21 protein-coding genes, 4 tRNA genes and 1 pseudogene are annotated in these 23,578 nt (G+C 66.0%); 4 read left to right on the plus strand and 22 right to left on the minus strand.

All coding sequences use genetic code 11. From position 1 onward, the window contains the following. Positions 1-18: 18 nt before the first annotated feature. Positions 19-384 carry a DUF6164 family protein gene (locus ABQY74_RS10800; protein ID WP_349791397.1) on the minus strand — a complete coding sequence of 122 codons (366 nt, stop codon included), beginning with the start codon at positions 382-384 and terminating at the stop codon, positions 19-21. 61 nt (positions 385-445) lie between these two features. Here ABQY74_RS10800 and ABQY74_RS10805 point away from each other — a divergent pair, with 61 nt between their 5' ends. Beyond that, a complete protein-coding gene (locus tag ABQY74_RS10805) occupies positions 446-877 on the plus strand; it encodes an FKBP-type peptidyl-prolyl cis-trans isomerase (RefSeq protein ID WP_181142676.1) in 432 nt (143 codons plus the stop codon). Positions 878-888: 11 nt separating this feature from the next. Then, positions 889-2,148: a TIGR03862 family flavoprotein gene (locus ABQY74_RS10810; protein ID WP_349791399.1), complete on the plus strand. Its 1,260-nt coding sequence runs from the start codon at positions 889-891 to the stop codon at positions 2,146-2,148. Here ABQY74_RS10810 and ABQY74_RS10815 read toward each other — a convergent pair. Next, positions 2,132-3,424 carry a nucleotide sugar dehydrogenase gene (locus ABQY74_RS10815; RefSeq protein ID WP_349791402.1) on the minus strand — a complete coding sequence of 431 codons (1,293 nt, stop codon included), beginning with the start codon at positions 3,422-3,424 and terminating at the stop codon, positions 2,132-2,134. The two genes, ABQY74_RS10810 and ABQY74_RS10815, sit on opposite strands and share 17 nt — an antisense overlap. A 142-nt stretch (positions 3,425-3,566) precedes the next feature. Here ABQY74_RS10815 and ABQY74_RS10820 point away from each other — a divergent pair. Then, positions 3,567-3,650, plus strand: a tRNA-Leu gene (locus ABQY74_RS10820). 551 nt (positions 3,651-4,201) lie between these two features. On the opposite strand, the gene ABQY74_RS10825 is transcribed toward ABQY74_RS10820, so the two are convergent. From ABQY74_RS10825 to ABQY74_RS10885, 13 genes and pseudogenes are all read right to left on the minus strand, one after another. Next, positions 4,202-4,277 (minus strand) — tRNA-Gly (locus ABQY74_RS10825). A gap of 81 nt (positions 4,278-4,358) precedes the next feature. After that, positions 4,359-4,432 (minus strand) — tRNA-Cys (locus ABQY74_RS10830). A 68-nt stretch (positions 4,433-4,500) separates the two neighbouring features. After that, positions 4,501-4,576: transfer RNA gene (locus ABQY74_RS10835), tRNA-Gly, on the minus strand. Between the two features lie 36 nt (positions 4,577-4,612). Further along, complete coding sequence (pgsA, locus tag ABQY74_RS10840) at positions 4,613-5,245, minus strand: CDP-diacylglycerol--glycerol-3-phosphate 3-phosphatidyltransferase (RefSeq protein WP_016902574.1); 633 nt, start codon at positions 5,243-5,245, stop codon at positions 4,613-4,615. Continuing rightward, positions 5,245-7,101: an excinuclease ABC subunit UvrC gene (uvrC, locus tag ABQY74_RS10845; RefSeq protein ID WP_016902575.1), complete on the minus strand. Its 1,857-nt coding sequence runs from the start codon at positions 7,099-7,101 to the stop codon at positions 5,245-5,247. The genes pgsA and uvrC overlap by 1 nt, the downstream gene beginning before the upstream one ends. Next, positions 7,098-8,516 (minus strand): hypothetical protein, encoded by a 1,419-nt coding sequence (locus ABQY74_RS10850; RefSeq protein WP_166773499.1) that lies wholly within the window; start codon positions 8,514-8,516, stop codon positions 7,098-7,100. The genes uvrC and ABQY74_RS10850 overlap by 4 nt, the downstream gene beginning before the upstream one ends. A 23-nt stretch (positions 8,517-8,539) precedes the next feature. Continuing rightward, positions 8,540-9,004 carry a low molecular weight protein-tyrosine-phosphatase gene (locus tag ABQY74_RS10855; protein ID WP_166773498.1) on the minus strand — a complete coding sequence of 155 codons (465 nt, stop codon included), beginning with the start codon at positions 9,002-9,004 and terminating at the stop codon, positions 8,540-8,542. Further along, positions 9,001-9,780, minus strand: coding sequence for a 3-deoxy-manno-octulosonate cytidylyltransferase (gene kdsB / locus ABQY74_RS10860; RefSeq protein WP_115511042.1), 780 nt, complete (start codon positions 9,778-9,780; stop codon positions 9,001-9,003). The genes ABQY74_RS10855 and kdsB overlap by 4 nt, the downstream gene beginning before the upstream one ends. A 283-nt stretch (positions 9,781-10,063) precedes the next feature. Then, positions 10,064-11,101 (minus strand): tetraacyldisaccharide 4'-kinase, encoded by a 1,038-nt coding sequence (lpxK, locus tag ABQY74_RS10865; protein ID WP_349791405.1) that lies wholly within the window; start codon positions 11,099-11,101, stop codon positions 10,064-10,066. Continuing rightward, the gene (msbA, locus tag ABQY74_RS10870) at positions 11,098-12,867 is read right to left on the minus strand and encodes a lipid A export permease/ATP-binding protein MsbA (protein ID WP_016902580.1); all 1,770 of its coding nucleotides are present in this window, start codon (positions 12,865-12,867) and stop codon (positions 11,098-11,100) included. Before msbA ends, lpxK begins: the two co-directional genes overlap by 4 nt. After that, entirely contained in the window at positions 12,864-13,328 is a 465-nt protein-coding gene (locus ABQY74_RS10875; protein WP_349791407.1) for a biopolymer transporter ExbD, read from the minus strand. Before ABQY74_RS10875 ends, msbA begins: the two co-directional genes overlap by 4 nt. A gap of 3 nt (positions 13,329-13,331) precedes the next feature. Continuing rightward, positions 13,332-13,994 (minus strand): MotA/TolQ/ExbB proton channel family protein, encoded by a 663-nt coding sequence (locus tag ABQY74_RS10880; protein WP_039527133.1) that lies wholly within the window; start codon positions 13,992-13,994, stop codon positions 13,332-13,334. Then, positions 13,888-16,434: pseudogene (locus ABQY74_RS10885) on the minus strand (DNA internalization-related competence protein ComEC/Rec2); the annotation flags it as partial. The pseudogene ABQY74_RS10885 and the gene ABQY74_RS10880, both read right to left, overlap by 107 nt. A gap of 256 nt (positions 16,435-16,690) precedes the next feature. On the opposite strand from ABQY74_RS10885, the gene ABQY74_RS10890 reads away from it, so the two are divergent. Continuing rightward, positions 16,691-17,755: an SDR family oxidoreductase gene (locus tag ABQY74_RS10890; RefSeq protein WP_104573397.1), complete on the plus strand. Its 1,065-nt coding sequence runs from the start codon at positions 16,691-16,693 to the stop codon at positions 17,753-17,755. A gap of 240 nt (positions 17,756-17,995) precedes the next feature. On the opposite strand, the gene lolD is transcribed toward ABQY74_RS10890, so the two are convergent. The 7 genes from lolD to sdhA all read right to left on the minus strand — a co-directional run bounded on the left by lolD (position 17,996) and on the right by sdhA (position 23,553). Next, a complete protein-coding gene (gene lolD / locus ABQY74_RS10895; protein WP_065031458.1) occupies positions 17,996-18,730 on the minus strand; it encodes a lipoprotein-releasing ABC transporter ATP-binding protein LolD in 735 nt (244 codons plus the stop codon). Further along, positions 18,723-19,964, minus strand: coding sequence for a lipoprotein-releasing ABC transporter permease subunit (locus ABQY74_RS10900; RefSeq protein ID WP_039514422.1), 1,242 nt, complete (start codon positions 19,962-19,964; stop codon positions 18,723-18,725). The genes lolD and ABQY74_RS10900 overlap by 8 nt, the downstream gene beginning before the upstream one ends. Positions 19,965-19,987: 23 nt before the next feature. After that, positions 19,988-20,440, minus strand: a complete 453-nt coding sequence (locus ABQY74_RS10905) for a hypothetical protein (RefSeq protein WP_104573398.1) — start codon at positions 20,438-20,440, stop codon at positions 19,988-19,990. After that, positions 20,391-20,639 carry a succinate dehydrogenase assembly factor 2 gene (locus ABQY74_RS10910; protein WP_024938685.1) on the minus strand — a complete coding sequence of 83 codons (249 nt, stop codon included), beginning with the start codon at positions 20,637-20,639 and terminating at the stop codon, positions 20,391-20,393. The genes ABQY74_RS10905 and ABQY74_RS10910 overlap by 50 nt, the downstream gene beginning before the upstream one ends. 111 nt (positions 20,640-20,750) lie before the next feature. Continuing rightward, positions 20,751-21,533 carry a succinate dehydrogenase iron-sulfur subunit gene (locus ABQY74_RS10915; protein ID WP_024938686.1) on the minus strand — a complete coding sequence of 261 codons (783 nt, stop codon included), beginning with the start codon at positions 21,531-21,533 and terminating at the stop codon, positions 20,751-20,753. 16 nt (positions 21,534-21,549) lie between these two features. Continuing rightward, positions 21,550-21,759, minus strand: coding sequence for a hypothetical protein (locus ABQY74_RS10920; RefSeq protein ID WP_349791409.1), 210 nt, complete (start codon positions 21,757-21,759; stop codon positions 21,550-21,552). Positions 21,760-21,762: 3 nt separating this feature from the next. Beyond that, positions 21,763-23,553 (minus strand): succinate dehydrogenase flavoprotein subunit, encoded by a 1,791-nt coding sequence (gene sdhA, locus ABQY74_RS10925; RefSeq protein ID WP_016902591.1) that lies wholly within the window; start codon positions 23,551-23,553, stop codon positions 21,763-21,765. Between the last annotated feature and the right edge of the window lie 25 nt (positions 23,554-23,578).

Here is a 23,578-nt window from a genome sequence, read left to right on the forward strand (position 1 = left end):
ATGCGGCCGCAGGTGCGATCAGCCGCGCAACAGCAGGAACGGCAGCAGGATCAGAGAGGCGACAACCAGCATGCCGATCAACGTGGCGATCACGAACAGCGGACGCTTGCGCAGCAGCGCGCCGAAGGTTTCGGCCGTGCCGGCAGCGAGCGCATCCTGGCGCTGCGCTCGCGCCACGGCGCCGCGCTGGGCCTGATACGCATCCATCAGCGCCTTGGCGCGCGGGTGATCGGCATCGTCGCTGAGCCAGATGCCGCCGGCGGAGATGCCCCAGTTGCTGGGCCGGGTTTCGTAGATCTGCACCAGATGCTCGCGCATCAGCGCCCGCACCTCGTCGGCTTCGTCATCGGGAACGTTGCGCAGATTGAGCAGCAGCTTGGCCATGGGCGCGATGATACCGGGAGCCAGGTGCGATAATGACGCACTCCCTTTGCTGGACCATCCCATGCGCCTTCTGTTGACGCTTTGTGCTGCCCTGCTGCTCGCGGGCTGTGCGCCTGCCCTGCCGCCGTCCGGCGGCACCATCGCCACGTTCGAGCGGATCGACCGCAACATCGGCACCGGTGCCGAAGCCACACCGGGCGCGATGGTCACCGTGCATTACACCGGCTGGCTGTATGACGAAAAAGCCGCCGACAAGCATGGCAAGAAGTTCGACAGCTCGCTCGACCGCGCCGAGCCGTTCCAGTTCGTGCTGGGCGGCCATCAGGTGATCCGCGGCTGGGACGAGGGCGTGGCCGGCATGCGTGTGGGCGGCAAGCGCAGCTTGATGATTCCGCCCGAGTACGGCTATGGCGACAACGGCGCTGGCGGCGTGATCCCGCCCGGCGCATCGCTGGTGTTCGATGTGGAATTGCTCGGCGTGCAGCCGCGCTGAAGGGCTGAGCAATGACGGATGCGAGCAAGCGGCGGTTGGCCATCATCGGTGGTGGACCGGCCGGCCTGATGGCGGCAGAGGTAGCATGTGCGGCAGGCCTTGCGGTCGACCTGTACGAAGCCAAAGGTTCGGTGGGGCGCAAGTTCCTGATCGCCGGCAAGGGCGGCTTGAACCTCACCCACTCCGATCCGATGCCGTTGTTTGCGCAACGCTATCGCGAGCGCAGCGAGGCGGTTGCATCGTGGTTGCAGCAGTTCGATGCGGACGCGCTGCGCGCCTGGGCGCGCGACCTGGGCGTGGAGACCTATGTCGGCACCTCGGGGCGCGTGTTCCCGATGGATCGCAAGGCCGCGCCGCTACTGCGTGGCTGGGTGCGCCGACTCAAGGAACAGGGCGTTGTGTTTCATGTGCAGCATCGTTGGCTTGGCTGGAGTGATGACGGTGCGCTGCGTTTCCACTCTCCCACCGGTGATGTCGAACGCACCGCAGATGCCGTGGTGCTGGCGCTCGGTGGCGGCAGCTGGCCGCAGCTCGGCTCCGATGGTCGCTGGCAAGGCGTGCTGCAGGAACGCGGCATTGCGGTGGCGCCGCTGGTGCCGGCCAACTGCGGCTTCGACATCGCCTGGAGCGCGCATTTTGTGCAGCGGCATGCCGGTGCGCCGCTCAAGCCCGTGGTCGCGCACTGGCAGGATCGCAGCGGCACACCGCAGCAGTTGCAGGGCGAGTGCGTTGCGACGTCCACCGGCATCGAGGGCAGCCTGATCTATGCGCTGGCTGCGGATCTGCGCGCGCAGATCGATGCCGATGGCGTCGCCGAGCTTGGCCTGGACCTGCTCCCGGGACGCTCGCTGGAACGCGTCAGCGGCGAACTGGAAAAACCGCGCAAGGGACGCAGTTTCAGCGAGCACCTGCGCCGGCAGGTCGGCATCGACGGCGTCAAGGCCGCCTTGCTCTACGAACACCTGGGCAAACAGGCGGGCGACGATCTTGCGCTGGTGGCGCGTACGCTCAAACACTTGCCGTTACGCCTGCTGCGACCGCGCCCGCTTGCCGAGGCGATCAGCTCGGCCGGTGGCGTGCAGCTGGAGGCACTGGATGCGCAGCTGATGGCGCGCGCGCGGCCTGGCGTGTTCTGCGCCGGCGAGATGCTCGACTGGGAAGCCCCGACCGGCGGCTATCTGCTGACCGCCTGCTTCGCCAGCGGATTACGTGCCGCGCATGGCGCGGTGCAGTGGCTGCAGCAGACCGACCGCGCTACAGACGATCGCTGACTGCCTCGCGCGGCCACACCGATTTGACGTCGTAAATCACCGCACCCGGTTTGCCCAGTGCGGCAATACGCTGGGTGTCGTAGTCGCGGTATTGCGCATGCGCGACTGCCAGCACGACGGCATCGTACGCACCTTCGTCCGCAAGCTCGCACAACTGCACGCCGGCATGTTGCAGCGCCTCTGCGGGGTCGGCCCACGGGTCGCAGGTGTCGACCTGCACGCCCGCGGCTTGCAGCAGTTGCACCAGCTCCAGCGCTCGGCTGTTGCGCAGGTCCGGGCAGTTCTCCTTGAAGGTGGCGCCCAGCACCAACACCCTCGCCTGCGCAAGCACCACGCCACGTGTGGCCAGCATGCCGCAGACGCGCTCGGCCACGTGCCGGCCGACGCGGTTGTTGACCTGGCGCGCGGTGTGGATCAGGTCCGGGTGATAGCCCACGCTTTCGGATTTGTGCATCAGGTAATACGGATCCACCCCGATGCAGTGACCACCGACCAGGCCGGGGCGGAACGGCAGGAAATTCCACTTGGTTCCGGCGGCTTCCAGCACGTCCAACGTATCGATACCCAGCTTGTCGAAGATCAAGGCCAGCTCGTTAACCAGCGCGATATTGACGTCGCGCTGGATGTTTTCCACCACCTTGGCGGCCTCGGCCACGCGCATCGACGGCGCCCGCCAGGTGCCGGCAGTGATGATGCTGGCGTACAGCGCGTCGACCGCATCGGCGGCTTCTGCGGTGGAGCCGGAGGTGATCTTGCGGATATCGCGCAGACGCCGCTGGCGGTCACCCGGATTGACGCGCTCGGGGCTGTAGCCGCAGAAGAAGTCGTCGTTGAAACGCAGCCCCGATGCGGCTTCGAGCAAGGGCACGCAGACTTCTTCGGTAGTGCCCGGGTAGACGGTGGATTCGTAGATCACCAGGTCGCCGGGTTTGAGCGCAGCGGCGATCAGCGTGGTGGCACTACGCAGCGGTTCCAGGTCGGGCTGCTCGAAGCTGTCGATCGGCGTCGGCACGGTGACGATGAAGATGCTGCACGCAGACAGGTCCGCAGCGTTCGCGGTGTAGCGCAACCGGGTGGCGGCAGCCAGCTCGGTGTCGTCCAGCTCCAGCGTGGCGTCGTGACCGTCGCGCAGCTGCGCGACCCGCTGCGCATCGATGTCGAAGCCCAACGTATCGCGTTGCTCGCCGAATGCAACGGCCAACGGCAGGCCGACATAGCCCAACCCAATCACGGCGATGCGGGCCTGCTGCGGAGCGAGTAGCGTGGTGCTGGACATGCGGTTCCTTCGATCGTGCGCAGCTGGTTGCTGCGCGCCTGCGCGGTGGGAGCATAGCGCAGGCAGCCATCCGGTCATCAGTGCGGCGAATCGGCGACGCGGCGATTCACAATCGGCGCGCAATCAGGCACGCTATCGCAATGCCCGGGTGGCGAAACTGGTAGACGCAAGGGACTTAAAATCCCTCAGCTGCAAGGCTATGCGGGTTCGATTCCCGCCCCGGGCACGCTCTGATGGCGCTGCAAATCGCACAAGGCCATCGACGCGCAAGCAAACCTTGCCTGCTGCGATGTTGCAGCGCTCTCGCATTACGCAGTCCAGCCTCCGCGTCGCGCTTACAAATGCGTGGCGCGCCCTCAGCCAGCTCCCCTGTCCCGGACATCACCGCAACCGTCAGCGCATCGCAGGCTGAGATGGAATAGCGCGAGCAGATTGGTGATCACGGCTGCGATAGACGTGGACAGCGATGCCAAGGCCTGCTCCGAGTGAGATGAAGCGGCGCGCCATTGCATAGCGATGCAGACCGCGGTGCCCTTCCGTGCGTCTGGAGAGCAGCAACTGCAGCATCCACGCAGTGCCACGCACAACGATGCGATCTTGTTTACGACAGAAGTCCTGGCGCCAGCGGTGCACTAGGCGCAATGCACCTCTGGCATCAAGCACGCGGCCCTATGTCAGCAAGAAGAAGGCGAATAGTTGCCCTTCAAGTGCTACGTCCAGCACCAGCGTCGGCCAATAAAAAACCCTGTATATCGTTCGATATACAGGGTTCGAATTTGGAGCGGGAAACGAGACTCGAACTCGCGACCTCAACCTTGGCAAGGTTGCGCTCTACCAACTGAGCTATTCCCGCGTGGAGCAAAATTGTACAGCTTGTTACTTCGTTGCGCCAGTCCTGTCGTCGTTGCCGACGCATGAAACAACGCATGCAATGTGGAGGCCTGGGCCGGAATTGAACCGGCGTACGCGGATTTGCAGTCCGCTGCATAACCACTCTACCACCAGGCCGAAACATCAAACCCAAGGCATCCTGCCTTGAAACAACGAGACCTCCGGCAAGGGGCCTTGTCTACATCTGGAGCGGGAAACGAGACTCGAACTCGCGACCTCAACCTTGGCAAGGTTGCGCTCTACCAACTGAGCTATTCCCGCTTGGGAGGCGAAATTCTACAGCGAACAGCATCGCTGTCAACTATTGCTTTCGACTTTTTTCGGTTTGCTGGTGATCGCGGCTTTTTCGTCGGCGCGCAGGCTCGGCCAAGCGGCCTGCAGGTACTGGAATCCGGACCACAGCGTCAGCAATGCGGCGATCGCCAGCGTCCAGTAACCGGCGCGGAAGATCAGGTTGCCGAACCAGATTTCGTGCGTGGGCATCTGCCCCGGCGTCACCGAATACAGCAAACACAGCAGCGCGACCATCTGGGCGGTGGTCTTGACCTTGCCGATCACCGCCACCCGCACCTTGGCACGCTGGCCGATTTCGGCCATCCATTCCCGCAATGCGGACACTGCGATTTCACGGCCGACGATGACCGCCGCCCAGAACGCCATCCACGGCGTGGGGTGTCCCTGCACGATCAGGAACAACGCCACTGCGACCATCAATTTGTCGGCCACCGGGTCCAGGAATGCGCCGAAGGCCGAATACTGGTGATAACGCCGCGCGACCCAGCCATCCAGCCAGTCGGTAATGGCAGCCAGCGCGAACACGCCGGCGGAGGCGAAATTGGTCCAGGTGTACGGCAGGTAGAACACCACGACCAACACCGGGATCATCACGATCCTCAGCAGTGTCAGCCACGTGGGGATGGTCAACTTCATTACGGACTCGACTCGCCTGCCGCATCGGGAAGCGCCAGCCCGTGCAGGTTAGCGTAGATTCGCGCGGCAAGTGCGGCATTGACGCCCTCCACCCGCGCAATCTCGGCCTCGCCGGCGGCCTTGAGCCCGACCAGGCCACCGAAATGCTTGAGCAGGCTCGCGCGTCGGCGCGGACCGATGCCGGGGATATCCTCGAGCTTGCTGGTCATGCGCGCCTTCTGGCGGCGACCGCGGTGACCGGTGATCGCAAAGCGGTGCGCCTCGTCGCGCACCTGCTGGATGAACTGCAGTGCCGGCGATGCCGCACCCGGCCGCAGTTCGCGGCCGTCGGCCATGATCAGCGCCTCGTGCCCTGCCCTGCGCTCCTCGCCCTTGGCCACGCCGACCAGCAGCACATTCTCGATGCCCAGATCGGCCAGCGCGCCCTTCGCTTGCGCGAGCTGACCGGCGCCGCCGTCGATCAGCAGCACATCTGGCAGCACGCCGTTTTCTTCCACCGCGCGTCGAAAACGCCGTTCGATGGCCTGACGCATCGCGGCGTAGTCATCGCCCGGCGTGATCCCGGAAATATTGAAGCGCCGGTATTGGCCGCGCACCGGGCCGCTGGCATCGAACACCACGCACGAGGCCACCGTCGCCTCGCCCATGGTGTGACTGATGTCGAAGCACTCCACCCGCCTGACCTGCTCGGCCAGCCCCAGCATCTCGCGCAATGCCTCGCTGCGTGCGTGCTGCGCACTCTGGCTGGTGAGTTCGGTGACCAGGGTCAGCTGTGCGTTGCGTGTCGCCAGCAACAGATAGCCGGCACGCTCGCCGCGCACGTTCCACTTCAACGTCACCTTGTATTCGGCGGCGGTGCTGAGTGCGGCTTCGATCAGCTCGGCATCGGGAATTTCGCGATCGAGCAGGATCTCGCGTGGCGGCGAATGTTCGGCGTAGTACTGCGACACGAACGCAGCCAGGATTTCGTCCGCGCTGTCTTCGCCATTGGTCTTGGGAAAGAACGAGCGCGTGCCCAGGTTGCGGCCGTCGCGAAAACTCAGCAGCAGTACGCAGGCCTGGCTGGCTTGCGTGGCGCAGGCCAGCACGTCCAGATCCGCCGCGCGGCCGTCCACGTACTGGCGGTTCTGCATGCTGCGCAGCGAGGAAAGCAGATCGCGCAGGCGTGCGGCGCGCTCGAACTCCAGCGCCTCGCTGGCCTGCTGCATCGATTGCATGATCTCTTCGCCGAGCTGGTCGCTCTTGCCTTCCAGAAACATGGTGGCGCGGCGTACCGATTCGGCGTAATCGGGCGCGGCGACCAGCTCCACGCAGGGTGCGCTGCAGCGGCCGATCTGGTATTGCAGGCACGGCCGCGAGCGGTTGCGGAACACGCTGTCTTCGCAACTGCGCAGCTTGAACAGCTTGTGCATCAGGCTCAGCGTTTCGCGCACGCCGGTAACGCCGGTGTACGGGCCGAAGTAGCGCCCCTGCACGGCACGCGGGCCACGATGCAGGGCGATGCGCGGCCACTGCTCGCGGGTCAGCAGCACGTAGGGATAACTCTTGTCGTCGCGCAGCGATACGTTGTAGCGCGGCGACAGCGACTTGATCAGCTGGTTTTCCAGCAGCAGCGCTTCGGCTTCACTGCGGGTCACGGTGACATCCATCCGCGCGACCTGCGACAGCATCGAGGTCAGCCGCGCATTCTTCGGCGTGCCGTTGAAATAGCTGCCCACGCGCTTGCGCAATGCACCGGCCTTGCCGACATACAGCAAGGTGTCGTCGCCCGCGTACATGCGGTAGACGCCGGGCGCGGTGCTCAATTGCGCAGCAAACGCCTTTCCATCGAAATCGGATTGGGGCCTTGCGTTCATTCTTCTATCGAAACATCGCGCAGTTCGCCGCTCGCCAGGTCGTAGCGCAACACGGCATGGGCATCGGTCTCGGCAATCCACACCGCACCGGCGGCGACCGCCAGCCCGGCCGGGCCATGCAGGCGGCGCGGCAGCGCGACCGTGGTCAGTTCGCCGCCACCCAGACGCAGGCAGCGCAGGCGGCCGTTGCCGGTGTCGGCGATCCACAGCATCGGCGAATCGGCCGCCAGCGCGATGGCTTGTGGAAACTGCAGCCGCGCAGTGCCACGCGGGCCGTCCTCGTGGCCGAACTGCCAGGTGCCCTGCCCGCCGACCAGGGTCTGCACCAGATCGCCACGCAATTGCATGGTGCGGATCGACGAGCCCAGCCCATCGCAGATGTAGGCCACCTGCTGCACCGCGGCCAGGCCGGCCGGCTGTGCGAACGCGGCCAGATGCCCGCTGCCATCGCGAATCTCGAGCGCACCGGTACCGGCGCGTGCGCTCAATGCGGCGCGGCCCAGGTCATAGCTCCAGATGCGGTTGTCGCCCGCCATGGCGATCAACACCTGATTGTCGGCCACGGCCAGACCTTGCGGATAGTTCAGCGCCGAGGCGCCGGCAAACGCCAGCGGCCCCTCGACCGGCTCGCCGGAGCGCCCGGTGCCGCACAAGGTGTCGACCTGCCCGCTGCGCAGGTTGATGCGACGCAGGGCGTGATTGCCGGTATCGGCGACATACAGCTGGTCGCGCTCCAGGGCCAGGCCTTGCGGACGCCGGAACGCTGCCTCACCGACGCCACCATCGATGAAGTCCGCGTTGCCGTGGCCGAACCGACGTAGCACGCGGCCGCCATGCGTGCATTCGAGCACGCGGTGATGGCCGGTGTCGGCGATGTACAGGCGGTCCTCGGTGGCGGCAAGCCCGGTTGGAAACCGCAGCTCCAGGCGCGGCTCGGGATCGCGCTCGGCCACCCCGTGCAGGTCGGCATCCGACGGCGGCTGCTGGCCTTCGCACAGGGCGACCAGCGCCTTATCGAGATCGCCGGTCACGCCGACCAGGCGCTGACGCTCGCGGCCGTAGGCATCGAGCAGCACCAGCGTCGGCCAGGATTCGATGCCGAAACGGCGCCAGGTCTCCCAGTCCCTGTCGAGCAAAATGGGCGCACTGACACCATGGCCGCGCAGCTGCTTGAGCGCGCGTTGCGGCTCGCGTTCGCTGTCGAAGCGCGGCACCTGCACCACGATCACCTGCAGCCGGCCGGGGCTGCGCGCCTGGAAATGCGCCAGCTCGGCCAGGCGCTCGGCGCACCACACCGAGCTGGCATTGACGAATGCCAGCACCAGCGCCCGCCCGCGATGCTCCTGCAGGGTGGATGGCCTGGCATTGAGCCAGGTAGGAAATTCCGGCAATTCCTGGGTAAGCTGGGCAGTCATACCGTAATTATGCCCAAGCCCGATTAGCTGCGGGTGAGTCTGGCCACGGTCTGGCGCGCAGCGGTATCGACCAGCCGCCAGGCACGCTCGAAATCGTCCATGCCGCCGGTATAGGGGTCGGGGATATCGTTGCGCTCTTCCACACCCGCCCAGGGCAACCAGAGCGCGACCTTGTCGCGCAGCGGCGCCGGGGCGAGGCGCTGCAGATCGCGCAGATTGCTGCCATCGGCACACAGCAGCCAGTCGAAGTGTTCGAAGTCGGCGCTACGCACCTGGCGCGCGCGCAACCCGGAGATGTCCACGCCATGGCCGCGTGCACAGCGAATCGCGCGCGGGTCCGGTGGATCGCCAGCATGCCAGTCACCGGTGCCGGCCGAATCGACCTCGATCCGCCGCGACAACCGCGCCTCGTCCAGCCGCGCACGCAGGGCGCCCTCGCCCATTGGCGAGCGGCAGATATTGCCCAGACACACGATCAGCACCCTCATGCCGCTGCCACGCGGGTTTGCGCGCGCGCCAGATCGTCCGGCGTATCGATGCCCGGCGGAAACTGTTCGGGCGTCAACGCCACCGCGATGCGGTAGCCGGCCTCCATCACGCGCAATTGTTCCAGCGACTCGATGCGCTCCAGCATGCCGGGCGGCATTGCCGCGAAGCGCTGCAGAAATCCTGCGCGGTAGGCGTAGATCCCGATATGGCGCAGCCATTGCCCGTCACCGGGCAAGCTGTCGCGCTGACTGGCGAAGCTGTCGCGATGCCAGGGAATCGGCGCGCGACTGAAGTACAAGGCGTCGCCACCTGCGTTACGCACCAGCTTGACCACGTTCGGATCGAACAGTTCGTGCGCGCCGTCGACCTGTGCGGCCAGCGTGGCCATTTCGGCGCCGGAGTGCAGCAGCAGCTCGGCCACCGCACGGATGCCGGCGGCCGGCGCAAACGGCTCGTCGCCCTGCAGGTTCACCACGCAGGTGTCGGCTTCCCATCCGGCGATCCGCGCGCATTCGGCAAGCCGGTCGGTACCCGATGCGTGCGCGTCGCCGGTCATCGCCACATGCACGCCGGACAGGCCTTCGACCACCTCGGCAATGCGTGCATCGTCGGTGGCCACCCAGACCTCGCGCGCGCCGGCCAGCAGCGCCCGCTCGGCCACATGCTGGATCATCGGGCGATCGCCGATCAACTGCAGCGGCTTGCCAGGCAAGCGCGTGGAAGCGTAGCGCGCGGGAATGGCGACGACGAAATCTGCAGGCGGTGAGTTAGTCATGCGTGCGCGCTCTGGAAAACAGGAAGAGATGAAGAAACGAGATAACCGAATCGCATGATGTCGTGGTGTGATTGAGCGAAGTCGCGGTGTTCAGTTGAGCAGCGATGCCCTACATCAGCACTACGCGCCGCTGCATGCACTGCTCGCACAGGCACACCGACCATCTTGATTGGTCCTTGCCCGCCCAACGTCGCGGGACCTTGATGTTCTTGCGGCGTGTCCCGCGACGGTGGGTCGGCAAGGACGCTGCAACCAAGCCGCAGATCGCCCACCGGCGCAGCGTTCACACGCCCTGCCGGCTGGCCAACTTGTCCAGGCGATCCAGCAGGCTCACCCAGAACGCCGCCGGCAGCTCCGCCTTGAGCGGCACGCTGTACAGCCATTCGTCGGCAAATGGCCTGCATTTCACTGCATCCTTTTCGGTCATCAGCACCGGCAAACGGCTGCCGAAACTGAAATCCGCCGCGCGATACACGTGATGATCAGGGAAGGCATGCGGCACTACACCGATGCCGCGCGCGCGCAGCATCGCGAAGAAGCGTTCCGGGTGCGCGATCCCGGCCACGGCATGCACGCGCTGGCCGGCCAGCCGGCTCAATGGCTGAGCGCGCTTGCCATCCATCGGCTGCACGCTGTCGATGCTCAGGCGCATCTGCCATTCGCCGAATCCGGCGTCATCGGGCGCGGGTGTGGTCGCTGCTGCGCTGGCCTGGCCCAGATTGACCACGCGGAAATCGCAGTCGCGTGCACGTGCAGCCGGCTCGCGCAGCGGCCCGGCCGGCAACAGGCGCCCGTTGCCGTAGCGGCGCTGGCCATCGACCACTTCGATCTCGACATCGCGGGCCAGCCGGTAGTGCTGCAGCCCGTCGTCGCAGACGACGATGTCGCAGCCCGCTTCGACCAGGGCGCGCGCCGCAGCCAGGCGATCGCTGTCCACGCGTACGCGAGCACCGGTCTTCCAGGCGATCAGGACCGGCTCGTCGCCGCCGAGCGCGACCGGCGTGTCCGCCTCGACCCAGCGCGCCGTGCCCGATTCGTCACGGCCATACCCGCGGCTGGCCACGCCGGGCGTCCAGCCGGCCTCCTGCAACTTGGCGACCAGGGCAATCGTCAACGGCGTCTTGCCGGTGCCGCCGGCAGTGACGTTGCCCACCACGATCACCGGCACCGGCACGCCGTGGCGCTTGCGCCAGCCGCGGCGATACAGGGCGCGTCGCAGCGCGATGGCAGCGCCGTAGACCGGCGCCAGCAGGCGCGCCGACAGCGGGATCGGCGCACTGTCGTACCAGTAACCCGGCGTGCGGGTGCCGCGCTTGCTCATGCCTGACGTTCGCGAAACTGCATGCCGTGCAGGTGCGAGTACAAGCCGCCCTGCTCCAGCAATTGGTGATGCGTGCCGCGCTCGACGATGCGGCCCTGATCCATCACCAGCACCTGGTCGGCATGCTCGATGGTGGACAGGCGGTGCGCGATCACCAGCGTGGTGCGGTCCGGCATCAGCTTGTGCAAGGCGTCCTGCACCAGGCGTTCGGATTCGTTGTCCAGCGCCGCGGTGGCTTCGTCCAGGATCAGGATCGGCGCGTCCTTGAGCATTGCGCGCGCGATCGCCAGCCGCTGGCGCTGGCCGCCGGACAGGCGCCCGCCCTTGGTGCCCACATGCGACTGCAGGCCTTCGGGCAATTGTGCGACGAACTCCATCGCGTTGGCGCCCAGGATGGCGCGTTCCAGCTGGCCGGCATCGGCACTGCGCATTTCGCCATAGGCGACGTTGTCGGCGATGCTACCGTCGAACAACATGACCTGCTGGCCGACCAGCGCGATCTGCCGCCGCAGATCGGCCAGCGCGTACGCCTGCACCGGGTGCCCGTCGAGCAGGATCTGCCCGGACTCTGCTTCGTAGAAGCGCGGGATCAACTTGATCAGGCTGGACTTGCCGCTGCCGGAACGCCCGACGATCGCCGTCACCGTGCCCGGTTGCGCCACGAAACTGACCTCGGCCAGGGCCGGGTTCACCTGGCCCGGATAGCGTGCAGTGACATTGCGGAATTCGATCAGGCCCTTGGCGCGCGTCAGCGGCACCGCGCCCTGGTCCGGCTCGTCGGGACTGTCGAGCACCGAGAACAGGCGCTCGGCCGAGGCCAAACCGCGCTGCACCATGTTCTGCACATTGGTGAGCTGCTTGAGGCCTGGAATGATCGTCAGCATCGAGGTCATCAGCACCACGAAGTCGCCGGCGGTCAGCCGCCCGGCCAGTGCCTGGGCACCGGCCACGAACAGCAGCGCCGACAAACCGATCGCACCGATCATCTGCACCGTGGCGGTGGAAATGCCACGCGTGGATTCGACCTTCATCGCCAGACGCAGATTGCGGTCGGCCAGCGCGCCATAGCGCTCCATTTCGGTCTGCTGGGCACCGTAGATCTTGACCTCCTGATGGCTGGACAAGGTCTGGTCAGCCGCCTGCAGCAGATGCGCGCCGCTTTCCTGGATGCTGTGGCTGATGCGCCGATAGCGCCGCGCCACCTTGTCCATCACCCAGGCCAGCACCGGCGCCAGCACCAGGATGGTCAGCGTGACCTGCCAGCTATGCCACAGCATCAGCGCCAGCGCGCCGATCACCTGCAGCGATTGCTGGATCATCACCTTGACCGCATCCACCGCCGCCTGCGCCACCTGGTCCGAGTCCGAGCCCAGCCGGATCAGCATCGACGGCACCGGTTCGGAATCGAAGCGCGATCCCGGCAGGCGCAGATATTTGGACATCACCTTGACGCGCAGGTCGCGCGCGATGCTGCGTGCGGATTTGCCCATCGCCATATCGGTGATGTAGCCGGCGACCCCGCGCACCACGAACAACAGGATGATCTGCACCGGCAGCCAGCGACTGACTTCGGCATTCTTGTAGATGAAGGTCTCGTCGGTGATCGGCTTCATCAACGCCAGGAAGCCGGTCGTGCCGGCCGCCTCGATCAGCGCGGCAATCAGCGCGGCGACCAGCAATAGGCGATACGGCTTGGCAAAAGCCAGCAGGCGACGGTACGTGCGCCAGGACGAAACTGGCGCCGGGCGGTCGTTGGAGGTGGTCACTGGCGGGTTCCGTTAGTGCGGGTCTGGCCGGTCGTGGCTGTCGCCCCGGCTTGAGGCGCTGTGGCGATCGCGATGCGGCGGAAGCCGAGTTGCCCCAATGCATCCTGCGCGGTCACCACCGCTTGATACGGCGTGCGTGCATCGGCGCGCATCAACACCGTCTGCTCGCGGTCGTCGCCGGCGAGCTGGGCGATGGTCTGCTTGAGCGAGTCCACGTCCGAGCGCAACACTTCCTGATCGTTGATGAAATAACGCCCATCGGCATTGACCAGCACGCTCAGCGAACGTGGCGGTGTGCTGCTGTGCTGGTCGCTGGCGGTCGGCAGCTGCAATTGCAGCGTGGAGCGTGCGTCGAAAGTCGTGGTCACCACGAAAAAGATGATGAGGACAAGGATGACGTCAATCAATGGCACCAGATCGATATGCGGCTCGTCCTGGCTTCGGTCACTGCCGATGCGCATCCGTCAGCCCTTTGCCATGACAGGTTTGCCAGCTGCCGCGACCGGCGCCGCGGCGGCTGGCACCACGCGGCCGTCCATCGTGTCCAGCAACAAGGTGGCTTCCTGCTCCATCTCGATGATGTAACCGGCGATGCGGCCCTTGAAGAAGCGATGCGCCATCAACGCCGGTACCGCGATGATCATGCCGGTGGCCGTGCACACCAGCGCCTTGCCGATGCCGCCGGCCAGCTGGTTCACATCGCCCACGCCGTGATCGAGGATGCCCAGGAACATCTGGATCATGCCGACCACCGTGCCCAGCAATCCCAGCAGCGGCCCGGCCGAAGCGATCGTGCCCAAGGCATTCAGATAGCGCTCCATGCGGTGCACCACATGCCGGCCGGTGTCCTCGATGCGCTCGCGAATCAACTCACGCGGACGACCGCGCACATCCAGCGCTGCGGCCAGCAAGGCGCCCAGCGGCGAATTGCGCCGCAGCGACTCAATGTGGCTGGGATCCAGTTTGCCGCGCGCGGCCCAGTTGCGGACCTCCTCACCCAGACCCGGCGGGGTCACCTCGTTGCGGCGCAGGCTCCACAGACGCTCCAGCACGATCGCCAGCGCGATCACGCCCAGCAACAGCAACGGCACCATCGGCCAACCGCCTGCCTTGACCAGCTCCAACACGATTCGATTCCTCCGGCAACGCGGCCGCCTATTCGCTGGTCGATAGGATAGCAGCCGACCGCCGCCGTTCCGCAGCATCCCAGAGCCGTGGCTGCCAGCGCCGCCGCTCGCGTACCTGCAGGCCGTCGGCGCCCAGCCAGACCCGGATTGCCCCGGCCTGGGCCGTGTCGAGCAACTCGGCGCCACTGCCCTGCCAGCGCTGCACCACCTCGGCGCGCGGGTGACCGAAGCGATTGCCGTGCCCGGAGGACACCAGCGCCAGCCGCGCGCCGGTGGCGGCGATGAAATCGGCATGCGAGCCGTCGGCGCTGCCATGGTGCGGGACCACCACCAGATCGGCACGTAACTCCGCGGCATGTTCACGCAGCAGACGGCGCTCGACGAGCTCGCCGATATCGCCCGGCAACAAGGCGCTTCCATACCGTGTTTCGATGCCCAGCACGCAACTGGACTGATTGCGCAGATACGGAAAGCCGGCGCTGGGGTGCAGGAAGCCAAAGCGCACCCCGTCCCATGCCCATTGCTGGCCGGCACGGCAGCGGGTGCTGACGTCCAGCGGCGCCTGTGGCGGTGCCGCCGTCATCGCCACGGGCAATCCCGCACGCACCGCTGCATAGCCGCCGGCATGGTCGGCGTCGGCATGGCTGAGCACGATGGCATCCAGGCGACGCACCCCGAGCGCGCGCAAGGCCGGCAGCACCACCCGCTCGCCGGCATCGAAGCCATCGCGCACCGCCGGGCCGGTGTCGAACAGCAATGCATGCCGCTGCGTGCGTACCAGCACCGCCAGGCCCTGCCCCACGTCCAGCACCTGCACGTCGGCTTCGCCGGCCGCGGGAAGCTCGCGGTCCGGCCACAGCAGCGGCAACCACAACAGCAGCGCCATGGATTTGCCGGGCGTGCCGCGCGGCAACAGCAACCAGAACGCGCCGAGCAAGGCTGCGACCAACGCAAGCGCATCGGACTCGGGCACCCACCACAACGCCACCGAGGTCTGCCCAAGCCAGACCAGGCCCGGCCAGGTCAGCTCGAAGCACCAGCCAGCCAATCGCCATGCCCACACGCCCGCTCCCGGCAGCACTGCTTCCAGCCCGGTGCCCAGCAAGGCGAGTGGCACCACCACAAAGGTCCACCAGGGAATGGCGAACAGATTGGCCAATGGCCCCACCAGTGATGCCTGCCCGAACAGGCTGACGGTCAACGGCAGCAGGCCGACAGTGGCAACGGTCTGAGCAGACAGGAAGCCGCGCACGATCGCGCGATCGTCCGCTGGCAGGCACCACACCAGCCAGGCCACCCCGGCAAAGCTGAGCCAAAAGCCCGCCACCAGCACGCTCAGCGGGTCCCACAGCAGTACTGCCAACAAGGCCAGCGCGAGGATCTGCACGGTGCTGGCACGCCGCCGCAGCACCCGCGCCAATGCGACTACGGCAATCATCAGCACGGTGCGCACCGTGGGCAGCGCCATGCCCGCCAGCGCCGCATAGCCTGCGGCACCGAGCAAGGCGGCGACCGCCGCCGCGTGGCTACGCGGAATCCGCGTTCCAAGCACCGGCCAGGCTCGCCAGAGTCCGGCGACCAGCATGGCGACGAATGCAGCCACCAGCCCCACGTGAAATCCCGAGATCGCAATCAGATGGCTGAGCCCGGTCGCACGCAGGGTGGCCCAGGCTGCGTCGTCCAGTCCGCGCGTGTCGCCCAGGGCGAGCGCGCGCAGGTAAGACGCCGATGATCCGGGCACGCGTTCGGCAATGCGCTGCGACATCGCTTCGCGCCAGGCATTCACGCCGCGCGGTGCAGCGGTCTGCCGCGCCGCAGCCGGCACCCGCACATAGCCGCTGGCGGCAATGCGCTGCGCCAGTGCCTGCCGCTCGGCATCGAAGCCACCGGGGTTGCGCAAGCCGCGCGGCGCACGCAGCTTGAGCCGCAGCTGCCAGGCGGCGCCCGCGCGCAGCGCGGCACGCGGCCCGATGCGCTCGGCACCAAAGTCGTCATACCAGGCCAACTGCAGCAGCTTGCCGCGCAGTGCGGCAGGCTGTGCGGGATTGTCATCCACACGCAGCTGGAAGCGCGTGCGTCGTGGCTCGGCGACCGGCAGTTCGACAACCTGCCCGCGCACGGTCAGTTCCCGCGCTTCATCCTGCGGGCGCAGTTGTGCCTGCAGGACGCCGGTGACCTGCCAGCCCATCAGACCGAAACCGAACACCGCGCTGGCCAGTGTCCCCACCAACACGATCCGCCGCGGACGCAACCATGTGCCGAGGCCGATGCCCAGCACCGCTGCAGCAAGGCATGCCGCATAGACCGCACGCGACAGCAGCGCAGGCGACCACGCGCACACCACAATGCCCAGCAACAAGGCCGCTGCCACAGTCATCGTCGGTATCCGCCGCGGTGTAGGCGGTGCCTGTGCTGACGCATCCATGCTGTCGGTCGCCATCCCGGCCGTGGTCCATCCACCGACTCAAGTTAGACCAGCGCCTGCGTCGGGCACACCAGCGAGCGGCGCATTGCGCGGTAGGAATCAGGCTAACCCTGCCGTGGTACATCCAGCCGGTGGAAGGCGCTGCCACGCAGGTGCAATGCGCCGGGCAGGACAGCGTGTGCTGGCCGCACAGCAACCCTATCAGCCTGCATTCGCCTCGATTTCATGACTGCCGCGCTATGTTCGCCACTGTTTCTGAGGAGCTTCCCCCATGCGTAAAGGCACTGCACTGATTGTCGGCGTGACCGGCATTTCCGGTTACAACCTCGCCAATGTCCTGGTGGCCGATGGCTGGACCGTCTATGGGCTGGCACGGCGCCCGCTGCCTCAGGACGGCGTGATCCCGCTTGCGGCCGATCTGCTGGATGCCGACAGCACCAGCACCGCGCTGCGTGGCCTGCCGATCACCCACGTGTTCTTCTGCACCTGGACTCGGCGCGACACCGAGCGCGAGAACGTCGAAGCCAACGGCGCGATGATGCGGCATCTGTGCGAAGCGCTGAGCGATGCGCCGCTGCAGCACATGGCGCTGGTCACCGGCACCAAGCATTACCTCGGCGCGTTCGAGAACTACGGCAGCGGCAAGGCGGAGACGCCGTTTCGCGAAAGCGAGCCACGCCAGCCCGGCGAGAACTTCTACTACACGCTGGAAGACCTGTTGTTCGCACATGCCGAGCAGCATGGCTTCGGCTGGAGCGTGCATCGCTCGCACACCATGATCGGCATGGCCAATGGCAGCAATGCGATGAACATGGGCGTGACGCTGGCGGTGTATGCATCGCTGTGCAAGCACACCGGCCAGCCGTTCGTGTTTCCCGGCTCGCAGGCGCAGTGGAACAGCCTCACCGACCTGACCGATGCCGGCCTGCTCGGCAAGCAGCTGGCCTGGGCAGGCCTGAGCCCGGCCGCGCGCAATCAGGCCTTCAACACCGTCAACGGCGATGTGTTCCGCTGGCGCTGGATGTGGAGCCAGATTGCCGACTTCTTCGGGCTCGACGCTGCGCCCTGCCCCGAGACCCCGCAGCCGCTGGAGGCACGCCTGAGCGAGACCGCGCCGGCAATATGGAGCGAGATCGCCAGCCAGCATGGCCTGGTGGAAGCCGACGTCAATCGATTGGCATCCTGGTGGCACACCGATGCCGACCTGGGCCGCGAGATCGAGTGCGTCAACGACATGACCAAGAGCCGCGAACTGGGCTTTACGGATTTCTACGACAGCCGCGCCTCGTTTCTGGAACTGTTCACGCGCCTGCGCGCGCTGCGCGTCATTCCCTGATGCGCTAGGTCGTCGCCACACACGTGGCGGCGACCGTTCTTCCTGTCAACGCGCGTCCTGTCACCGCGAGCATGGACGCGATGCTACGCGCGGGCATTGCGTGCTGAACGCGCATGTGTGGCGAACGCCGGTCGATGCATCACGCGAATGCACCCGTCACCAGCCCCAGGATCTTCAATCTGAGACCGCGGGTTCAACACCGCCCAGCCGCCAGGAATTCCGACGGCCAGGCAGTGCTTCTCACACCGCAGAAGGTGCCAGTTCGCGCAGCTTGCCCTGATGCAGCTCGAGCACGCGGTCCAGGCGCCGCGCCAGACTGCGATCGTGCGTTACCAGGACCAGACTGGTGCGTTGCGCACGATTGAGTTCCAGCATCAGCTCGAACACGGTCTCGGCGGTCTTGTCGTCCAGGTTGCCGGTGGGCTCATCGCCCAGCACGCAGCCTGGCTTGTTCACCAGCGCACGCGCCACCGCCGCACGCTGACGCTCGCCGCCGGACAACTCGCTGGGCTTGTGCTCGATGCGATGTCCGAGCCCGACCGATTCCAGCAACTGCAAGGCCTGCGCCCGCGCCACCGACACCTCTTTCCCGGACAGCAGCACCGGCATCATCACGTTTTCCAGCGCGGTGAATTCCGGCAGCAGATGATGGAACTGGTAGACGAAACCCAGGGCCTGATTGCGCAGCTTGCCGCGCTCGCCATCGGACAACGCCGACATGCGCCGGCCGGCCACGTACACCTCGCCCGAGGTCGGAATGTCCAAGCCGCCGAGCAGATGCAGCAGCGTGCTCTTGCCTGCCCCCGAGGCGCCGACAATGGCCACGGTTTCGCCGGTCGCCACGGTCAGATCCAGACCGTCGAACACCGGCGTGCGCATCTTGCCTTCGGCGTAGGTCTTGCCCAGACCCTCGGCGCGGATCACCGCCTCTGCTTGGTTTGGCGTTTGCACGGCCGATTCCCTGATCTCATTCATAGCGCAGCGCCTCCGCCGGCTGCGTGCGCGAGGCGCGCCATGCCGGATACAAGGTCGCCAGAAAACTCATCACCAGCGCGACGACGGTGATCACCACCACGTCCTGGGTCTGCATGTCGGTCGGCAAGCCGGTGATGTAATACACGTCCTCGGGCAGCAGCTTGACGCTGAAGATGGTCTCGATCACGCCCAGGATGCGTTCCAGATTGAGCGTCAGCACGATGCCACCGATCACGCCCATGATCGTGCCCATGAAGCCGATCAACGAACCCTGCACCATGAACACCTGCATCACCCCCGCAGGCGACAGGCCCAGGGTGCGCAGGATGGCGATATCGGCCTGCTTGTCGGTGACCAGCATCACCTGCGAGGACACCAGGTTGAACGCGCCCATCGCCACGATCAGCGACAGCAGGATGCCCATCACGGTCTTTTCCATCTTCAACGAGTGGTAGAGATTGGCGTTCTCCTGGGTCCAGTCGCTGACCCGGTACGGGCCATGCAACTTCACCGCCAGATCGCGCGCCACCGGCCAGGCCTGATCCATGTCGTGCAGGCGCAGCCGCACGCCGGTGACGCCGTCCATGCGCAACACGCGCGCCAGGTCCTGCATGTTGACCACGGCCAGGCCGCGGTCGATCTCGTTGTAGCCCGCCTCGAAGATTCCGCTGACGGTGAAGCGCTTGAGCCGCGGCATCGCGCCCAGCGGCGTGGCCTGGGTATCGCTGAGCAGCACCACGATGCTGTCGCCCATGTCCACGCCCAGCCAGATCGCCAGCTCCTTGCCGATGACGATGTTGTAGGAGCCCGGCGTCAGGCTGTCGACCGACCCCTGCTGCATCTTCTTGGCCAGCACCGATACCTTGCCTTCTTCGGCAGGAACGATGCCGCGCACGATCGCCGGCTGCTTGCGCGGGCCCTGCAGCAGCGATTCGGTTTCGATGTAAGGCGCGGCACCGGCAATGCGCGGATCGGCCATGGCGACCGCGACCGCATGCTGCCAGTCATGCATCGGCGCACCGTCCGCACTGACCGTGGCATGCGCGGCCATCTGCAGCAGACGGTCGCGGATTTCCTTCTGGAAACCGCTCATCACCGCCAGCGTGGTGATCAGCACGGTCACGCCCAGGGCGATGCCAAGGATCGATGCCATCGAGATAAACGAGATAAAGCCATTGCGCCGCTTGGCACGTAGGTAGCGCAAGCCTATGGCAACCGGGATAGGTTTGAACATGCGGTTCAACCAGGAAAGGGACGCTATGGTGCCACTTGCGACCGCCGGGACAAAATGGCGTGTACCTGAGCGGCCAGACGCAGTTCACGTCGCTGCGCTGCAGGCAAGGTATCCGGCCAGAAAAGCAGGCGTCGGCGACGTGCATCCAGGCCGGTCCACGACACCACCGCGATCGGCCCGCGCCACGCTACCTGCAGGCCTTGCACCTGCGCGCCGTCAACGCTGGCAGGCGTTTCGCTCCAGGGCACGATCACTTCCCGTGCTGGCGAGCGCAACAGCAGGCGCAGCGATCGCCCACCGGTCAACACTGCATGGACAGACAACAGCATCGCCAGCCATGGCGGCACCCCACTCCGCCAGAGTGCCCACAATGCGAGCGCGCTCAGCACGCTCAGCGCGCAGGCAAGCCCGCGCGATGGGCGCCATTCAAGCCGGCATGGCGCGAATATCGGCGATGAGTGCGGCGTTGGCGGCATCGGGGCAGGCCTCGTATCCCATGAACCAGCGCCACAACTTATCGTCTTCGCAATCCAGCAGCTGTAGGAAAACCGCGCGCTCGGATTCGGAAGCCTGCGCCCAGCGTTGATCCAGATAGCGCCCGAACAATTGATCGAGTTCGCGCATGCCGCGCCGGCAACGCCAGCGCAGTTTCTTCAGCAGGGTTTCTTCATCCATCTCACTCTCCAGCTCGCCTTGCCGGCGCCGAAAACGACAGCGGCACCAGACCAAGGGCCGGTGCCGCTGTGAACGATCTCCCCGCCAACGCGGGGCCGCATTGCCCTGCGATCAGGCGCGACGCGCCATCATCAGCTTCTTGATCTCGGCAATCGCCAGCGCCGGATTCAGGCCCTTGGGGCAGGTCCGCGCGCAGTTCATGATGGTGTGGCAGCGATACAGCTTGAATGGATCTTCCAGGTCGTCCAGACGCGCACCGGTGTCCTCGTCGCGCGAATCGATGATCCAGCGATACGCCTGCAGCAGGATCGCCGGGCCCAGATAGCGCTCGCCATTCCACCAGTAGCTCGGGCAGCTGGTCGAGCAGCAGGCGCACAGGATGCACTCGTACAGGCCATCGAGCTTGCGGCGGTCTTCCGGCGACTGCAGGCGCTCGCGGTCCGGCGGCGGCGGGGTCTGGGTGCGGATCCACGGCTTGATCGACGCGTACTGCGCGTAGAAGTGCGTCAGATCCGGCACCAGGTCCTTGATCACGCTCATGTGCGGCAGCGGATAGATCGGCACCTCGGCCTTGCCGCAGGCGGCAATCGCCTTGGTGCAGGCGAGCGTGTTGGTGCCGTCGATGTTCATCGCGCACGAGCCGCAGATGCCCTCGCGGCAGGAGCGGCGGAACGCCAGCGTCGGGTCGATCTCGTTCTTGATCTTGATCAGCGCGTCCAACACCATCGGACCGCACTTGTCGAGATCGATCTCATAGCTGTCGGTACGCGGGTTGGCTTCGCCATCCGGATCCCAGCGGTAGACCTTGAAGGTGCGCGTGTTCTTGGCGCCCTGTGCAGGGTAATGCTTGCCCTTGCCGATCTTTGAATTCTTGGGGAGGGTGAACTCTGCCATAGCTGCTCTCGTTGGCTCAGGCGATGCGCGGTGCGAACGACAACCGCACCGTGCGCATGAAGGTAAAGATGACGGATGCCACCGCCGCGGCGGTGGCGCAACCGCCGGCGGCGTGCCGGCGTTGCCCCTGCGTCACGAAGCGATCCGGCTGGCGCGGTGCATGGCTGCGGTACCCGGACAGGCCGGCCAGCAGAGGCAACGCGAAGGCGGATCGATCCATGCGCATCGATCAGTAAACGCGCGGCTTCGGCGGGACCACGTCCACGTCCTTGCTCAGCGTGTACATGTGCACCGGACGATATTCGAACTCGCACTTGCCCTTGTCGTCGACAGTGACCAGCGTGTGCTTCTGCCAGTTGACGTCGTCGCGGTCCGGGAAGTCTTCGTGCGAATGCGCACCGCGGCTTTCATGCCGCTGTTCGGCCGAGTTGATCGTCGCCACTGCATTGAGCAGCAGGTTGTTCAACTCGTAGGTTTCGATCAGATCCGAGTTCCACACCAGCGAGCGGTCCGAGACCTTGACGTCTTCGAAGCTGGCGAAGATCTCGGCCATCTTGTCGACGCCCTCTTTCAACGTCTTGCTGGTACGGAACACGGCTGCGTCCGACTGCATGGTGCGCTGCATGTTGTCGCGGATCACCGAGGTCGGCGTGGAGCCGTTGGCGTAGCGAAGCTTGTCCAGCAGGCCCAGGGCCTTGTCGCAGGCATCGGACGGCAGCGTCTTGTGCGGCTGGTTGGGCTTGACCGTCTCGGCGCAGCGGTTTGCCACCGCACGGCCGAACACCACCAGATCCAGCAGCGAGTTGGAACCCAGGCGGTTGGCACCGTGCACCGACACGCAGGCAGCTTCGCCGATCGCATACAGGCCCGGCACGACCGCATCCGGGTTGTCGCCCTGCTTGCGCACGACTTCGCCGTAGAAGTTGGTCGGAATGCCGCCCATGTTGTAGTGCACGGTCGGCAACACCGGAATCGGCTGCTTGGTCACGTCCACACCGGCAAAGATGTGCGCGCTTTCGGCGATGCCGGGCAGCTTTTCGTTGATGACTTCCGGGCCGAGGTGGGTCAGGTCGAGCAGGATGTGATCCTTGTGCTCGCCCACGCCACGGCCTTCGCGGATCTCCACGGTCATCGAACGCGATACCACGTCGCGCGATGCCAGATCCTTGTAATGCGGTGCGTAGCGCTCCATGAAGCGCTCGCCGTTGCTGTTGCGTAGGATGCCGCCTTCGCCACGCACGCCCTCGGTGATCAGACAGCCCGCACCGTAAATACCGGTGGGATGGAACTGCACGAATTCCATGTCCTGCACCGGCAGGCCGGCACGCATCACCAGGCCGCCGCCGTCACCGGTACAGGTGTGGGCGGAAGTGGCGCTGAAGTAGGCACGGCCATAGCCGCCGGTGGCCAGCACCACGCCGTGGGCGCGGAACAGATGCAAGCTGCCATCGGCCATGTCCAGCGCCAGCACGCCGCGGCACACGCCCTCCTCGTCGAAGATCAGGTCGAGTGCGAAGTACTCGATCATGAAGCGTGCGTTGTGCGCCAGCGACTGCTGATACAGCGTGTGCAGCATCGCGTGACCGGTACGGTCGGCCGCCGCGCAGGTGCGCTGCGCCGACGGGCCTTCGCCGTACTTGGTGGTCATGCCGCCGAACGGGCGCTGGTAGATCTTGCCCTCTTCGGTACGCGAGAACGGCACGCCGTAGTGCTCAAGCTCGATGATCGCCGGGATCGCCTCACGGCACATGTACTCGATCGCGTCCTGGTCGCCCAGCCAATCGGAGCCCTTGATGGTGTCGTAGAAGTGGTAGCGCCAGTCGTCTTCGCCCATGTTGCCGAGCGCGGCCGAGATGCCGCCCTGCGCCGCCACGGTATGCGAGCGTGTCGGGAAGACCTTGGTCAGGCAGACCGTCTGCAGGCCCTTCTGGGCCAGGCCGAACGTGGCGCGCAGGCCGGCGCCGCCGGCGCCCACCACGACCATGTCGTACTTGTGTTCAGTGATCTTGTAAGCGGACATCTAATCTGGATTCCTGTTCTGTGTG

Source organism: Xanthomonas sp. WHRI 7064 (assembly GCF_040202355.2).
Classification (GTDB): Bacteria; Pseudomonadota; Gammaproteobacteria; order Xanthomonadales; family Xanthomonadaceae; genus Xanthomonas; species Xanthomonas arboricola.